We start from the raw sequence: 14,045 nt of genomic DNA, 5'->3' as shown, positions 1-14,045 counted from the left end.
TCTTAAGCGTAAACAGATCCTTAAAGGGTCAATGCTGCTGCCGGAATGTTTCGCGCGCGAAACAATCAGGCAGAGATGCTGACCTGTTTCACTGCCTCCCGCGCGAGCGTTTCAGCAGGCGGCCGATAGTAAAGGACGTACGCGGCGCATAGACATAATTGGTGCGTTCTTCGGGGGTCGGGCGCACTTTCATCCGGCTAAGGCCAAAGGCGATCAGCAGCACATGGCCGCAGGCCACATAGGCAAACAGGGCAGGCGGCCCGTAAAAGCTGATCAGCGTTGAGGAGACATAGGGGCTGGCAATGGCGCCCAGGGCAAAGAAGAACATCAGCGCTGCTGCCAGTTCCACCCGCTCTTCCGATGTTGCAAAGTCGTTGGCGTGCGCGGCGGAAACCGAAAAGATCGGGAAGGTGGTGAAGCCGAAGAACCCCGCCGCCAGCATCACCCCCAGGGTGCCGGTGCCGCTGGCAGCCATGGTGACAGCGCAGCTGACGATGGCAGCCACGGAAAGCCAGATCAGCACCCAGCGGCGGTCGTATTTGTCGGCCAGCCAGCCCATCGGGTATTGCGCCAGCGCGCCGCCCAGCACAAAGGCGGCGAGGAAAAAGGCGATCTGGCCGATTTCCAGGCCGACCTCCTGGCCATAGACCGGGCCGACCATCCGGAACGAAGCCGAGCTGAGTGCCGCCACGATCACCCCCGCCACCGCCAGCGGCGAACAGCGCCAGGCCAGCTTGGGGCGCAGCCGCGGCGCATCGGGGGTTTCCGGCTGGCTGGCCTTGGTCAGGGTCAGGGGCAGCAGCGCCGCACAGCAAATCACGGCCAGCAGGTTGTAGGAGATATAGACCGCTGGCGGCAGCACCGCGATGATCAGCTGCGCCGCCAGCGAGGCGCTCATATCGGCAATCCGGTAGGTGCCCATGGCGCGGCCGCGGTTCTCGTTGGTGACCTTGGCGTTGAGCCAGGCCTCGATCACCGTATAGGCGCCGGCCACGCAAAGGCCGGAGGCAATCCGCATCGCTGCCCAGGCATAGGGATTTTCCGTCAGCGTATGACCCAAGAGCCCCATCGCCCCCAGTGCTGTGCAGACCGCAAAGGCGCGGGAATGGCCGACATTGCCCATCAGCCGCGGCGCCCACCAGCAGCCGATGAAGAAGCCAAAGAAATGGGCCGAGCCGAGCAGGCCGATCTGCTCCTTGGTGAAATTCAGCGTCAGGCCCGAGATAGCATCGAGCGGGCCGACGCCTCCGGTCGACAGCTGCAGCAGGATGACAGAAAGAAACAGGGCGGCAAAGGAGATGATCAGGCGCATAACGGCCCGACCATGACAGGCTGCGGCGGCATTGCCAGCCGGTTTCCGTCATTGCGGTGTCGTATTCTTGCGCGGCGGTGTTTTTCGGCACCGGGCGCGGCCCCGGGGGTCAGCCCGCCTGGCGGATCCGGGCCTTGATGGCGAGGGTGACCCGGTCGGCGACCAGATCCGGATAACCGGTGGCGCCAAAGGCCGCGCGGCTGAGACTGCCGCTGAGATGCACGTCGAGTTCGCGCAGATCGCTGGCGGCGGTGCCGGGCCGGCGGTAGAGCGCCGCCTGCAAGGTCAGCGGCCGGGTGGTTCCGCGCAGGGTCAGTTCGCCGCCGATCTGCGCGCCGCCTGAAAGCCGTCCGTCAGGCCCGAGGCGGACGCCGGTGGAGCGGAAACGGATTTCCGGGAAGCGCGCGGTGTTGAGCACGCCGGGGCTTTTCAGCGCCTCGGTGGCAAAGATCAGCCCGGTCCGGGCGCGGCTGGCGTCAAGCGTGATATCGGCCTGGCTGCGGGCCAGGTTCTGCGGATCGATCCGGATGCGGGCGGCGCGGACCGGGATCCGCCCCTGTTGCGGCTGGCCGCTGAGCCGGAAGGTGAAGCGCACGTCGGTGGCATCGGGAATGAGGTGGTAAGGCAGGATCGCTGCGGGCAGCCTTTGCGGGGCCAGCAGGCTGGCCGCAAGGCAGGCGATCAGGCTCCGCCGGTGCATCCTGTGATTGCTCATGGGGGCTTCTTCTCCGGTTGCATAGCGCTTTTACATGGCGTTTCCGATGCCGCACCTTGAGCTTATCCGGATTTTCCGCCGCAGGCTGCTCACTTTCGCGGGGGGAGCCTGTGACGCGGCGGCGGGCTCCCGCCAGGCATCAGCTTTTTGGCAAAAGCCTCTGCCTGTTGGGCCCGGCACCGGGCATAGCCCGGTGCCGGGCCCAAGGCCGCTAAGGCGGTGCTGGCGCAGCCAGGCCCGCCTGCGGGCGCGGGAGGGCATCGTCAAGGCACTGGGGCTCGTCTTGGGCGTACGGGGCTGCGGTGCGGGTGGCAGGGCGGCACGAAGCAGAGCGGAGCAGGCAGCTGCCAGCGGCCTGGGTGATCTGCCAGCCGCGGGGCGGCAGGGTGCGGGCGCGCAGGCGCTGCAAGGTCCAGCACTTCCGGGTCTTTGCTGCGCCATCGCCGGCCGGGCCGGGCGGGGGGCTGTGTGCAGGCACGTCAGGGGGCAAGAGATCATGGGGCAAAGGGGGATGGGCAGGCGCCAGGTGCCAGCGGCTTTCGATGCCCTGGGCGCCGCCTGTGCCGGGGGTCAGCAGCAGGCCCAACGGCGCCGGGCCGAAGCGCCCGCCTGCCTCTGCCGCCAGATGCAGCCGCCGCACCGGGGTGATGGCGGGCGGCTCAGCCAGTTCTGCCACCACCAGCGCCGCAGCACCGCTGCGCAAGGCTTCCTCCATGGCCCAAAGCTGATCCTCGGCCCGGGCGGCCTGTACGAACAGGAAGCGGGCGGGGCTGGCAAATTCCGCTATCCCGTCCGGGTTCAGCTGCTTGCCGCCCTGCGGCGGCGGCAGCCACAGGACCGGCCCCGGCGCGATGTCCTGCGCGGCGGCGGCCAGCCACAGCGCAAAACTGCCGCGGGCAGGGCCGCAGGCCTCGTGCACGCGGCCATGCTCCAGCGCAACCCCCTCCATCACGGACAGGGCCGGGCGGGATCTGTGGCGGCGGCGGGTGAGCAGGTGAGTCGGCATGAGAACAGTATGCCACGTTCTTACTTTGTTCTCAAGCGCTGAGCCAGGCCGGGCTTGCGGCGGGCCAGGCTTGCGGCGGGCCGGTGCAGATGCCGTCAGGCCAGGGCAAGCGTGTCCTCAAGCGCCTGGAAGAAGTCGGCTCTGGCATGCCGTTCAATCCAGGGCTTGTGGCCGCAGCGCTGCAGCAGACGAAAGGTGAAATCCGGGAGGACGCCCCGCAGCGGCAGTTCCACGCCTGTTGCCGGGTGGGGGTCATGATCACCGTGAAGGGCTGTGACCGGGCAGCGGATTTTTGCAACCGCGCGCAGGAGTCCGCCAGAGCGCCGCATCCGGGCCGCTTCCGGCCAGACGCCTTCGAAAATGCTGCGGTCAAAGGCGATGGGCGCAGGGCGAAGCCCGGCAGGCGCATAGGCCTCGGCTTTTTCAAGCAGCTCCAGCGCGCGCTCCAGGCCCTCGGGGGTATCGAGACCGGAACCGCGGAACAATGCGCTCAGCTCCTGCCATTCCGCTGGCGGCAGCCGGGACTGCCGGGCTGCCTGTATGCCTGCGGCAAATTCATCCGAAAACGGCCCGCTGCCAATCAGCACCAGTTTCGAGACCCGCGCCGGATGCCGGGCTGCCAGCAGGCAGGCCAGCCAGGCGCCCCAGGAAAATCCGATCAGAACCGCCGGGCCGCCACAGGCGGTCTCCAGCTGCTGCCGCAATTCGGAAATCTGTCCGGCAATGGATGCTTCCGTTTGCAACAGTTCCAGCACGCCATAGCCGCGGGTTGCCAGCTCTTGGGCAACCGGCGCCATTTCTCCGGCCGCGCCGGGGCCGCCATGCAGCATAGCAACCGGAAAAGGCGGGCGGCCATGCCGCCGGATGGTCTCGATGACAGGTTTCACTGCATGCGGCCCCGGCAGGTCTTAACCCTCGCGGGGGACAACCGGGCCGCCCTGTTTGGCCCATTCGGTAAAGCCGCCCTCCAGATGCACCACCGGTTTCAGACCCATCTCAATCGCGGCTTTGGCGCTGAGGGCTGAGCGCCAGGCGCTGGCGCAGTAGAACACATAGGTTTTGTCCTGGTTGAACACCGGTTTGTGATAGGGGCTGTCCGGGTCGATCCAGAATTCCAGCATGCCGCGCGGGCAGGAAAACGCACCGGGGATCATGCCGCTGCGCTGCAGCTCGCGGATGTCGCGCAGGTCGATGAAGACGTAATCCTCGTCAAGAACCTTCTGCTTGGCCTCCTCGACAGCCATGGTTTCCACCAGCCTGTTTGCCTCGGCCAGCAGCGCCTTGACGCCCTTGGTTATGGTCTGCGGCATCGGGTATCCTTTCCTTAAGTTGCACAGAGGCTGGCCGGTTTGCCGCCTATGTGCAAGCGGCTTGCACTTCCCGGGCAGGGCCTTAGGGTCGCAGGCAAATCCAGGACAGGGGAGCGCGCGGCATGAAACTGAACCCATTGGGACGCACCGGCATGATGGTGTCCGAACTGTGCCTGGGCACGATGACATTCGGCACCCAGACGCCGGAGGCCGAGGCCCATGCGCAGATCGGCCGGGCGCTGGAGGGCGGCGTGAACTTTGTTGATACCGCCGAGATGTATCCGGTGAACCCGGTAAGTGCGGAGACCCTGGGCAACAGCGAGCGGATCATCGGCAATTGGAATGCGCAGACCGGGCGGCGGGGCGAGTACATCCTGGCCACCAAGCATTCCGGCGCGGGGATGCAGCATGTGCGGGACGGGGCGCCGATTTCGTCCAGGACTATTGCGCCCGCAATTGAAGCGTCGCTGAAGCGGCTCAAGACCGATTACATCGACCTCTATCAGTTCCACTGGCCGAACCGGGGCAGTTACATGTTCCGGCAGAACTGGAGCTATGATCCGTCCTCCCAGAACCGGGAAGAGACGCTGGCCCATATGGAGGATTGCCTGGAGGCGCTGCAGCGCGAGGTGGAGCGCGGCACCATCCGCGCCTTTGGCCTGTCGAACGAGAGCGCCTGGGGCACCGCGCAATGGCTGCGCATCGCAGAAGCGCGCGGCGGGCCGCGGGTGGCCTCAATCCAGAATGAATACTCATTGGTCTGCCGGCTGTATGACACCGATCTGGCAGAGCTGAGCGTCAATGAAGACGTGGGGCTGATGGCGTTTTCGCCGCTGGGCACCGGGCTGCTGACCGGCAAGTATCAGGACGGGGCGGTGCCGGACGGCTCGCGCAAAGCCATCAACCCGGAACTGGGTGGGCGGCATTCGCCGCGGGTCTATGGCGCTGTGGCGGCCTATCTGGAGATCGCCAAGCGGCACGGGCTGGATCCTGTGCATATGGCGCTGGCCTGGTGCCGCACACGGCCGTTCATGGCCTCGGCGATCTTTGGCGCCACGCATCTGCCGCAGCTGGAGCATGCGTTGAAATCGGTGGAACTGGAGCTGAGCCAGGGCGTGCTGGACGAAATCAATACCGCGCACCGGGCGCATCCGATGCCGTTTTGAGCGGCGCATCGGGCGGAGGCTCCCGCCCGGTCTGCGGGCATTGACATGCCCTTGGCCGGTTGGGCCGGGCGCTGCTGCGCAGCGCAGGAGATCCGCTGAGAGGCGCTTTAGGGGGGAGGCCCGTCGGGGAACCGTCCGGGGGACGGTTTCAGGACTGAACGGGCGGAGCCCATGTCCTGAAACGCCATTGCAATTGTATTCAAGAATTGCGCGTCAAGAGTGAACGGTGCTGCGCGGCCCTGGACCCGCGAGGCCGGGCTGCCGGTCAGTGCGCGGTCGGGCGGGCCTGTTCCTGGCGCAAATCGCGGGCAGAGGTGCCGTGGGCCGTGCGGAAGGCGCGGGCAAAGCTGGATTGCGAGGTGAAGCCGGTGGCGATGGCCACCTCCATCAGCGGCAGATCGGTGTCGGTGACCAGACGGCGGGCTTCGGCGAGGCGCAGCTGCAGGTAGTGGTCCTGCGGCGTGGTGTTGAGCCTAAGTCGGAACTGCTGCTGCAGGCTGCGCGGGCTGGTGCCAAGAGTCTCGGCCAGGGCGCTGAGCGGCAGCGGCTCGTCCAGGGCGGCCTCCATCAGCGCGTTGGCCTTGGCTGTGAGCGCATTGTGCTTGTGGCCGCCCAGGCGGCTTTGCGGCCGCGGTTCTGCGGCGGGGCCATCGTAAAGGAACAGCCCGGCGACGCGGGCGGCAAAGCCGGCACCGTGGCGGGCGCCGATGATGTGCAGCATCATCTCAATCGCGGGGGTGGCGCCGCCGGAGGTCAGGCGGCCATCGGACACAGTGAAACGGTCATTGCGGACGTCAACCTCGGGGAAGCGGCTGGCGAAGTTTTCCAGGTCCTCCCAGTGGTTGGTGGCAGGATGGCCGTCCAGCAGCCCGGCCTCGGCCATCAGCCAGGGGCCGCCGTCGATGCCTGCAATGGTGGCGCCGGTGGCGGCGATGCGGCGCAGGCCTGCCAGCAGGCTGGGGGTGGCGTGGCGCGCCAGCTGAAAGCCCGCCACAACAATCAGCAGCTCGCAGCCCTGCAGCCGGGCCAGTGGAAAGCTGGGCACGGTGAGACCGCTGGTCAGCATCGGCGGCTCGTTCGTGGCGCTGACATAATCCCAGTCAAAGGCCGCGCGCCCGGCCAGCCGGTTGGCGGCGCGCATCGGGTCCACGGCAGCCGCAAAGGACAGCGTGTTGCATTCATCCAGCACCAGTACCGCGGTTTTCAGCGGCTGATGCTCGGGCTGCAGGATGTTTTTTGCGGATTTGATCAACTTCGATTCGCCTGGTGTAAAGTTCAGGCCCAAAGGCTGCGGCAAGGTTGCCCTTAGCGCAAATCAGAATCTGGGGAAGAGCCTGGGGATAACCTGCGGCAAAACCCTGTACATTGAAGGGAAAAGCAAAATGCCTCTGGAAATGAACCGGGACGTCTTTATCACCTGTGCTGTGACCGGCTCTGGCGGCACTCAGGACCGCAGCCCGCATGTGCCGCGTTCGCCTGCGCAGATCGCCGACAGCGCCATTGCCGCGGCCAAGGCCGGGGCCGCTGTGGTGCATTGCCATGTGCGCGATCCGGAGACCGGCGCGCCGAGCCGTGATCTGGCGCTGTACCGCGAAGTCACCGACCGGATCCGCGATGCTGAGGTCGATATGGTGCTGAACCTGACCGCCGGCATGGGCGGGGATATGGTGTTTGGCGATACTGAAAATCCGCTGCCGGTGAACCCGGCGGGCACCGATATGGTTGGCGCCACCGAGCGGATGGCGCATGTGGCGGAATGCCTGCCGGAGATCTGCACGCTGGATTGCGGCACCATGAACTTTGCCGAAGCCGATTACGTGATGACCAACACGCCCGGCATGCTGCGGGCGATGGGGCAGATGATGACCGATCTGGGCGTGAAGCCGGAGATCGAGGCGTTCGATACCGGACACCTGTGGTTTGCCAAGGAACTGGTGAAGGAGGGTATTCTGGACAGCCCCGCCCTGGTGCAGCTGTGCATGGGGGTGCCCTGGGGGGCGCCGAATGATCTGAATACCTTCATGGCGATGGTCAACAATGTGCCCGGCGATTGGAACTGGTCGGCGTTCTCCTTGGGGCGGGATCAGATGGCCTATGTGGCGGCGTCAGTTCTGGCGGGCGGCAATGTGCGGGTCGGGCTGGAGGACAATCTGTGGCTCGGTAAAGGTCAGCTGGCGGAGAACTGGCAGCTGGTGGAGCGGGCTGGCACCATCATCGAGAATATGGGCAGCAAGCTGATGGGACCGGCGGAGGTGCGCGCAAAGCTGGGGCTGACCAAGCGCGCGCCGGCGGCGCAGTAAGCGGCGACCAGCGGTTTCGTTGAATTGGAGGAATTGGGGGCTGGCCCCCAAGCCCCCAGGATATTTTGGGCCAGAAGAAGAGCCGGGCGGCTCTCAAAGGGAAGCAGATGAAAACAGCAGCAATCATTGGCGGCGGCGTAATCGGCGGCGGCTGGGCCGCGCGGTTCCTTCTGAACGGCTGGGATGTGCGGGTGTTCGACCCGGACCCGGAAGCAGAGCGCAAGATCAGCGAAGTGCTGGGCAATGCGCGGCGCTCCCTGCCCGGTTTGGGCAATGTGGCACTGCCTGCGGAAGGCAGCCTGACGTTCCATGACACCATTGCCGAAGCCGTGGACGGCGCGGAGTGGGTTCAGGAGAGCGTGCCGGAGCGGCTGGATTTGAAGCAGAAAATCTATGCGCAGTTGCAGGCTTTTTGCGCACCGGATGCGGTGATCGGCTCTTCGACTTCCGGCTTCAAGCCGTCGCAATTGCAGGACGGGCGCGAAGCGCCGGGGCAGATCGTGGTGACGCATCCCTTCAACCCGGTCTACCTGCTGCCGCTGGTGGAACTGGTCACAACGGCGGCCAATCCGGCAGGTGTGATTGAACGGGCCAAGGAGATCATCTCGGGGCTGGGCATGTACCCGCTGCATCTGAAGAAAGAGATCGACGCGCATGTGGCGGACCGGTTCCTGGAGGCGGTCTGGCGAGAGGCGCTGTGGCTGGTGAAGGACGGCATTGCCACCACCGAGGAGATCGACAATGCCATCCGCTACGGCTTTGGCATCCGCTGGGCGCAGATGGGGCTGTTTGACACGTACCGCGTTGCGGGCGGCGAAGCGGGCATGAAGCATTTCATGGCGCAGTTCGGCCCTTGCCTGTCGTGGCCCTGGACCAAGCTGATGGATGTGCCCGAGTTCAATGACGAGCTGGTGGATCTGATCGCAGGCCAGTCGGATGCGCAATCCGGCCATCTGCCGATCCGCAAGATGGAGCAGATCCGCGACGACAATCTGGTCGGCATGATGCGGGCCCTTGGCAACAACGACTGGGGTGCGGGGGCGCTGCAGAATGCCCATGACAAGGGGCGTGAGGGCGAAGCCGGGCTGGTAAGCTCGGTTGCGGATCTTGAGGACCTGAGCCAGCCGGTGCTGACCCAAAGCCGCACCGTGCCGCTGGATTGGACCGACTACAACGGCCATATGACCGAGAGCCGGTATTTGGATGCCTTCGCCCAGTCCTCCGACCGGCTGATGATGATCATCGGCTGCGATGCGGAGTATATCGCCAACGGCGGCAGCTATTTCACCGCCGAAACCCATATCCGCCACATCGACGAGGTGCATGCGGGAGATCCGATCCAGGTGCGGACGCGGGTGATCATGGGCGCGGGCAAGAAAATGCATCTGTGGCACGAGATGTATTCCGGTGAACGGTTGCTGGCGACCGGCGAGCATATGCTGCTGCATGTGGATCTTGCGACCCGCCGCTCGGCCCCGCCTGCGGCGCATATCGAGGCCAATCTGGCGAAGCTGGCTGAGGCGCACGCCGTCTTGCCCGCGCCAGAGGGGCTGGGCCGCGCGATTGGAGCGCCGAGATGAGTGCCATGCAAGGGAGCCGGGTTCTGGTCACGGCCGGCGGCTCCGGCATCGGCCGGGCCATGGCCGAGGGCTTTGCCGCTGCCGGGCATCAGGTCTGGGTGACGGATGTGAGTGCGGTCAGCCTGTCGGATCTCCCGGCGGGCTGGAGGGCAACGGCGGTGGATGCCACCGACGAGGCCGGGGTCAAGGCGCTGTTTGAGGAGATCACCGGGGAGTGGGGCGGGCTGGATGTGCTCTGCGCCAATGCAGGTGTTGCCGGGCCGACCACGCTGATTGAGGATATCGCGCTGGAGGATTGGCGCAAATGCGTGAGCGTCAACCTGGAGGGCTGCTTTCTGGCGGCGAAACATGCGGCGCCTTTGATGAAGGCGGCGAAGGCCGGGGCGATTATCGTGACGTCTTCGACCGCTGGGCTGTACGGCTATCCCAACCGGGCGCCGTACGCTTCGGCGAAATGGGCGGTGATCGGGCTGATGAAGACCTTGGCGATGGAGCTTGGCCCTTTTGGCATCCGCGCCAATGTAATCTGCCCCGGCGCAGTGGAAGGCCCGCGGATGGAGGGCGTGCTGGAGCGCGAGGCGGCGGCCAAGGGCATGACCCGCGATCAGGTCTATGATGGCTATGCCTCTGGCACCTCGATGCGGTCCTTTGTCGAGGCGCGGGACATTGCCAATATGGCGGTGTTTCTCGGCTCGGATGCGGCGCGGCTGGTGTCGGGGCAGGTGATTGCCGTTGATGGCCACACGGAGAACCCGGACCCGAAGGTGTGAGCCGGGCTGAACGGGCGGGTCACGTTTCCCGGCGCGGGAAACGTCCCGGAAAACACATGTTTTCCGAGCCGGAATTCGCGCCGAATTCCGGCGGCCCTGCTTAAAGGGTCAGGAAATCGCCGCCCTGAGCGCGCGGAGGCGGCCAGGCAGCTGCCGGGCCGTGATATCGGCCTCGCGCACCAGATTGTCGAAATGGCTGGTGAAGGTGGCGATCCGTTCCTTGTCGCGGAAGGCGAGGTAATGGGTGCCCGCGTAGAACACGCACAAGAGCGGGCCGAAAATGGTGATCGGCGAGGAATAAAGCCGCTTGGCATCAAACAGGTAGATGCGCAGGCGGGGGTAGAGCTGCTCGCAGAGGCGCTCGAACTGGGCGAGCTGCTCCAGCCGTACCTCCAGCGGCAGGCCTTCGTAATAGCCAACCGCATGGGCAAAGCTGTCGAGCTCATAGAGCGGCATGGCGATTTCATAATCTGACGGCGACTGGCGCATCCAGGTGAGCCGGTCCTCGGAGGCGCCGATGGCCTGCCCAGCGGTGCGGCCCAGGTGGGGGGAATATTCCCACTCCAGCAGCGCGCGGGTTTTCAGCATGTCGGGCAGGGCGGCAGGGACGTGGCGGATCTTGTAGCCCTCGGCCTCCTGATGCCAGTCGAAGATCTTTTCATCCACCAGCGCGCGCGGGGCTTCGGAGAGGGTGAGGCTGGAGGCCAGCAGCTCGGCGGCGCTTTCGGGGCGGTCCGAGAGGCTGAGGAGCCAGTCGGCGGAAACCCCAAGGGCGCCTGCGCAGGCACCGACCACATGGGCGTTGGGCAGCCGCGCGCCTTCGTCCGTCAAGAGCTGCGAGATGGTGGAGCGGTCCACGCCGACAGCGCGGGCCAGGGCGCTTTGGCTGAGGCCGCTGTCGCGCAGGGCTTTGTTCAGTCTTTGCCGGAACTGCTCAGCCCGCACCCGTTTGTCGATATTTTCTAGCATGTGTTTGAAAATATCACGATTGATGGATTTTGTTAACCGCATTCGGAATTCTGCACAGTCCGTGGCTGCGGTAGTTTGGAATCAAGACCTTAGCAAAGAAATTCAGGAGGCAAGATGGAAACGCGCAGGCGCTCCATTGTAAAGGCGGTGATTTGGAACGTCCTCGGGCTGGCGACGATGACGCTGGTGGGGCTGGTTGCTACCGGTTCGGTCAAGGCGGGCGGGATGATGGCGCTGGTCAACACCGGCATCGGGTTCACGGTCTATCTTTTCTATGAGCGCGCCTGGGCCAAGATCAGCTGGGGGCGCAGCCATGTCTGAGCGCTGCAGCGAATATATGCCGCGGGGCGTGGAGTGGGGCACCCTGGCGCTGATCCTGGGCTGTTACGGCGGCTGGCTGGCGGCGCTGTGGCTGCTACCCGGCGTCAGCCTGGGGCTGACTGTTCTGGCGCTGGGCCTGATGGCGGCGCTGCATTCCTCGCTGACCCATGAGGCGCTGCACGGGCATCCGTTCCGCCGCGGCTGGCTGAATGAGGCGCTGATGTTCTTTCCGCTCAGCCTGGCGGTCCCCTATGGCCGCTTCCGCGACACCCATCTGGCGCATCACGAGGATGAGGCGCTGACCGATCCCTATGACGATCCGGAGAGTAATTTCCAGGACCCTGCGGTCTGGGTCCGGCTGCCCGGCTGGCGGAAAATGCTCTTGCGGGTGAACAACACGCTGCTGGGCCGGGTGGTGCTGGGGCCGCTGGTGGGGCAGCTCTGCTTCATGGCGGGCGACTGGCGGCTGGCGCGCAGGGGCGAGCCGGGCATTGTCCGCGACTGGGCGCTGCATGGCCTTGGCCTTGTGGTAGTGATCTGGGTGGTAATGCAATCGCCGGCCCCGCTGTGGACGGCGGTTGCCGGGGCTTATCTCGGCCTTGGCCTGCTGAAGATCCGCACCTTTCTGGAGCACCGCGCGCATGAGACCGCCCGCGGCCGCACCGTGGTGATCGAGGACAAGGGGCCGCTGGCCCTGCTGTTCCTGAACAACAACCTGCACATCGTGCACCACATGCATCCGGGCGTGCCCTGGTATGCGCTGCCGCGGCTGTACCAGACGCGCCGGGCGGAGTTCCTGGCCGCCAATGACGGCTATTTCTACCGCAACTACCTGCAGATTTTCCGCAACTACCTGTTGCGCGCCAAGGACCCGGTGCCGCATCCGCTCTGGCAGCAGGGGGAATAAACCCGCATAAGCGGGGGCATGTTTGCCTGGATCCCCGTTTCCATAGCCGCTGCCAGCTTTCAGACCGTGCGCTTCATGCTGCAGAAGGTCCTGAGCAGCGTGACACTGTCGCCGGGCGGAGCCACCTTCGCCCGGTTTGTCTATTCCGCGCCATTCATCCTGGCGGGGCTGGCGGTGTATCTGGCCGTTTCGGGCCGGTCCTTGCCAGCCCTGCCGCCCGCCTTCTGGATGTTTGCCGCCATTGGCGGCACCGCGCAGATCCTGGCGACCGTCTGTGTGGTTGCCCTGTTCAAGCAGCGAAATTTTGCGGTTGGCATCACCTTCAAGAAAACCGAAGTCATTCAGACCGCCATCGTTGGTCTGGCAGTTCTGGGCGATCCGGTCAGCCTTGGCGGCTGGGCGGCGATCCTGATCGGGCTGGCGGCGGTGCTGGTTCTGTCCCGGGCGCCGGACGCAACGGGCGCCTGGTGGCGCCATCTGACCAACCGCGCTGCACAGCTGGGGCTGGGATCGGGGGTGCTGTTTGCCTTTTCCGCCGTCAGCTACCGCGGGGCGTCCTTGCAGCTGGGTGATCTGGAACCGGTGTTTCGCGCCGGAGTGACCTTGGCGGCGGTGGTCAGCTTGCAGACGCTGTTCATGGCTGTCTGGCTGGCGTTGCGGGACCGGGGAGAGATTGCCCGGGTCTGGGCCGCCCGCCGGGTGGCGGTCTGGGTGGGGCTGACCAGCATGGGCGGCTCGTTCTGCTGGTTCTGGGCCTTCACGCTGCAGAACGCCGCCTATGTGAAGGCGGTAGGGCAGGTTGAGCTGTTGCTGTCGCTTTTGGCTTCGGTGCTGTTCTTCAAGGAGAAGGTCGCCGCGCGCGAGCTGGCGGGCATGGCGCTGCTGGTGGCATCGATCCTGGTGCTTGTTCTGGCCCTGTGAGCGGAAGCGCCAGCGGCTGGGACGTCGGCAAAGGTTACCCGTCGGCAGGCATCGGGTAGCCTTTGAGACGCAGGAACAGGCTGGCTTCGTCGTTGTTGTGGAAATAGGGCACGCTTTGCGGCGGCTCGGCGTCGCGGACGCGGGCGGTGACTTCGGCCAGCACCACCTCGGTGATGAAGGGCAGATCAAAGCTGCGCACCTGGCTGAGCGGGATCCATTGCAGATGCGACAGCTCATCCGCGGCGCGGGAGAAGTCATCCAGATCGCCGGTGATCTGATCCGCATCAATCAGGAAAAACCGCGCATCAAACCGGCGCGGGCGGCCCGGCGGGGTGAGGGCGCGGAACACGAACTGCATCGCCTTGGCTGATGGCAGATGGCCAGTGGCGGCGAACTCCTGCCAGTCGTTGGGAATGTCTCCCTGCCACTCACCTGGTTCGCCCAGGATCAGGCCGGTTTCCTCCCACAGCTCGCGCACCGCGGCGACGCTGAGGGCATGGTGCACCCCAGCGGGTGCCTTATCTGCGAGGCGTTCCTGGCAGACGGGCGGGATTGGCGAGGCCAGAGGGACTTGCGCGTCCTCCACGTCCACGGCACCGCCGGGAAAGACAAATTTATTCGGCATAAAGGCAGCCTTGGCGCCGCGCTGGCCCATCAGCACCTGCGGGTCATCGGACATCCGGCCGCGCATGGCGATGACGGTTGCCGCATTGCGGATTGCGGTCTTGTCGGTGGTGGTCTCACCGCTGGGAAATGTCTTGCTCATCG

The 14,045-nt window shown here is 65.5% G+C and carries 15 protein-coding genes; 7 read left to right on the top strand and 8 right to left on the bottom strand.

Annotation, left to right across the window (positions count from 1 at the left end):
* Positions 1-88: 88 nt before the first annotated feature.
* The 5 genes from K3557_RS12730 to K3557_RS12710 form a co-directional block, all read right to left on the bottom strand.
* Positions 89-1,312, bottom strand: coding sequence for an MFS transporter (locus tag K3557_RS12730; RefSeq protein WP_259986313.1), 1,224 nt, complete (start codon positions 1,310-1,312; stop codon positions 89-91).
* Positions 1,313-1,421: 109 nt separating this feature from the next.
* Entirely contained in the window at positions 1,422-2,027 is a 606-nt protein-coding gene (locus tag K3557_RS12725; RefSeq protein ID WP_259994282.1) for a YceI family protein, read from the bottom strand.
* Between the two features lie 211 nt (positions 2,028-2,238).
* On the bottom strand, positions 2,239-3,033 hold the full coding sequence (locus K3557_RS12720; RefSeq protein ID WP_259994280.1) for a hypothetical protein: 795 nt from the start codon (positions 3,031-3,033) through the stop codon (positions 2,239-2,241).
* Between the two features lie 95 nt (positions 3,034-3,128).
* A complete protein-coding gene (locus K3557_RS12715) occupies positions 3,129-3,920 on the bottom strand; it encodes an alpha/beta fold hydrolase (protein WP_259994278.1) in 792 nt (263 codons plus the stop codon).
* Between the two features lie 21 nt (positions 3,921-3,941).
* Positions 3,942-4,343, bottom strand: a complete 402-nt coding sequence (locus K3557_RS12710; RefSeq protein WP_259994276.1) for a rhodanese-like domain-containing protein — start codon at positions 4,341-4,343, stop codon at positions 3,942-3,944.
* A gap of 122 nt (positions 4,344-4,465) precedes the next feature.
* Here K3557_RS12710 and K3557_RS12705 point away from each other — a divergent pair, with 122 nt between their 5' ends.
* Positions 4,466-5,509 (top strand): aldo/keto reductase, encoded by a 1,044-nt coding sequence (locus K3557_RS12705; RefSeq protein ID WP_259994274.1) that lies wholly within the window; start codon positions 4,466-4,468, stop codon positions 5,507-5,509.
* A gap of 265 nt (positions 5,510-5,774) precedes the next feature.
* Here K3557_RS12705 and K3557_RS12700 read toward each other — a convergent pair whose 3' ends face one another.
* Positions 5,775-6,758: a GlxA family transcriptional regulator gene (locus K3557_RS12700; protein ID WP_259999631.1), complete on the bottom strand. Its 984-nt coding sequence runs from the start codon at positions 6,756-6,758 to the stop codon at positions 5,775-5,777.
* A gap of 133 nt (positions 6,759-6,891) precedes the next feature.
* On the opposite strand from K3557_RS12700, the gene K3557_RS12695 reads away from it, so the two are divergent.
* The 3 genes from K3557_RS12695 (at position 6,892) to K3557_RS12685 (ending at position 10,159) form a co-directional block, all read left to right on the top strand.
* A complete protein-coding gene (locus tag K3557_RS12695) occupies positions 6,892-7,809 on the top strand; it encodes a 3-keto-5-aminohexanoate cleavage protein (protein WP_259994272.1) in 918 nt (305 codons plus the stop codon).
* A gap of 107 nt (positions 7,810-7,916) precedes the next feature.
* The gene (locus K3557_RS12690) at positions 7,917-9,389 is read left to right on the top strand and encodes a carnitine 3-dehydrogenase (RefSeq protein ID WP_259994271.1); all 1,473 of its coding nucleotides are present in this window, start codon (positions 7,917-7,919) and stop codon (positions 9,387-9,389) included.
* Positions 9,386-10,159 (top strand): SDR family oxidoreductase, encoded by a 774-nt coding sequence (locus K3557_RS12685; protein ID WP_409201179.1) that lies wholly within the window; start codon positions 9,386-9,388, stop codon positions 10,157-10,159. Before K3557_RS12690 ends, K3557_RS12685 begins: the two co-directional genes overlap by 4 nt.
* Before the next feature lie 108 nt (positions 10,160-10,267).
* On the opposite strand, the gene K3557_RS12680 is transcribed toward K3557_RS12685, so the two are convergent.
* A complete protein-coding gene (locus K3557_RS12680; RefSeq protein ID WP_259994269.1) occupies positions 10,268-11,128 on the bottom strand; it encodes a helix-turn-helix domain-containing protein in 861 nt (286 codons plus the stop codon).
* Positions 11,129-11,242: 114 nt separating this feature from the next.
* On the opposite strand from K3557_RS12680, the gene K3557_RS12675 reads away from it, so the two are divergent.
* From K3557_RS12675 to K3557_RS12665, 3 genes are read left to right on the top strand one after another with little or no spacing between them, the layout of a single operon-like run.
* A complete protein-coding gene (locus K3557_RS12675; RefSeq protein ID WP_019296553.1) occupies positions 11,243-11,449 on the top strand; it encodes a DUF2061 domain-containing protein in 207 nt (68 codons plus the stop codon).
* Complete coding sequence (locus K3557_RS12670) at positions 11,442-12,356, top strand: fatty acid desaturase (RefSeq protein WP_259994266.1); 915 nt, start codon at positions 11,442-11,444, stop codon at positions 12,354-12,356. The genes K3557_RS12675 and K3557_RS12670 overlap by 8 nt, the downstream gene beginning before the upstream one ends.
* An 18-nt stretch (positions 12,357-12,374) precedes the next feature.
* Positions 12,375-13,277, top strand: a complete 903-nt coding sequence (locus K3557_RS12665; protein WP_259994264.1) for a DMT family transporter — start codon at positions 12,375-12,377, stop codon at positions 13,275-13,277.
* A gap of 34 nt (positions 13,278-13,311) precedes the next feature.
* Here K3557_RS12665 and K3557_RS12660 read toward each other — a convergent pair whose 3' ends face one another.
* On the bottom strand, positions 13,312-14,043 hold the full coding sequence (locus tag K3557_RS12660) for an NUDIX hydrolase (protein ID WP_259994262.1): 732 nt from the start codon (positions 14,041-14,043) through the stop codon (positions 13,312-13,314).
* Positions 14,044-14,045: the final 2 nt, after the last annotated feature.

The organism is Leisingera sp. M523, from assembly GCF_025141335.1.
Taxonomy (GTDB): Bacteria; Pseudomonadota; Alphaproteobacteria; order Rhodobacterales; family Rhodobacteraceae; genus Leisingera.
Note: the sequence above shows the minus strand (reverse complement) of the source record. Positions and strands in the feature narration are given on the sequence as shown.

Bases quoted from the DNA above. Each gene is read 5' to 3' on its own strand.
- K3557_RS12730 (WP_259986313.1), bottom strand. From the start codon at position 1,312: ATGCGCCTGATCATCTCCTTTGCCGCCCTGTTTCTTTCTGTCATCCTG.
- K3557_RS12725 (WP_259994282.1), bottom strand. From the start codon at position 2,027: ATGAGCAATCACAGGATGCACCGGCGGAGCCTGATCGCCTGCCTTGCG.
- K3557_RS12720 (WP_259994280.1), bottom strand. From the start codon at position 3,033: ATGCCGACTCACCTGCTCACCCGCCGCCGCCACAGATCCCGCCCGGCC.
- K3557_RS12710 (WP_259994276.1), bottom strand. From the start codon at position 4,343: ATGCCGCAGACCATAACCAAGGGCGTCAAGGCGCTGCTGGCCGAGGCA.
- K3557_RS12705 (WP_259994274.1), top strand. From the start codon at position 4,466: ATGAAACTGAACCCATTGGGACGCACCGGCATGATGGTGTCCGAACTG.
- K3557_RS12695 (WP_259994272.1), top strand. From the start codon at position 6,892: ATGCCTCTGGAAATGAACCGGGACGTCTTTATCACCTGTGCTGTGACC.
- K3557_RS12690 (WP_259994271.1), top strand. From the start codon at position 7,917: ATGAAAACAGCAGCAATCATTGGCGGCGGCGTAATCGGCGGCGGCTGG.
- K3557_RS12685 (WP_409201179.1), top strand. From the start codon at position 9,386: ATGAGTGCCATGCAAGGGAGCCGGGTTCTGGTCACGGCCGGCGGCTCC.
- K3557_RS12680 (WP_259994269.1), bottom strand. From the start codon at position 11,128: ATGCTAGAAAATATCGACAAACGGGTGCGGGCTGAGCAGTTCCGGCAA.
- K3557_RS12675 (WP_019296553.1), top strand. From the start codon at position 11,243: ATGGAAACGCGCAGGCGCTCCATTGTAAAGGCGGTGATTTGGAACGTC.
- K3557_RS12670 (WP_259994266.1), top strand. From the start codon at position 11,442: ATGTCTGAGCGCTGCAGCGAATATATGCCGCGGGGCGTGGAGTGGGGC.
- K3557_RS12665 (WP_259994264.1), top strand. From the start codon at position 12,375: ATGTTTGCCTGGATCCCCGTTTCCATAGCCGCTGCCAGCTTTCAGACC.
- K3557_RS12660 (WP_259994262.1), bottom strand. From the start codon at position 14,043: ATGAGCAAGACATTTCCCAGCGGTGAGACCACCACCGACAAGACCGCA.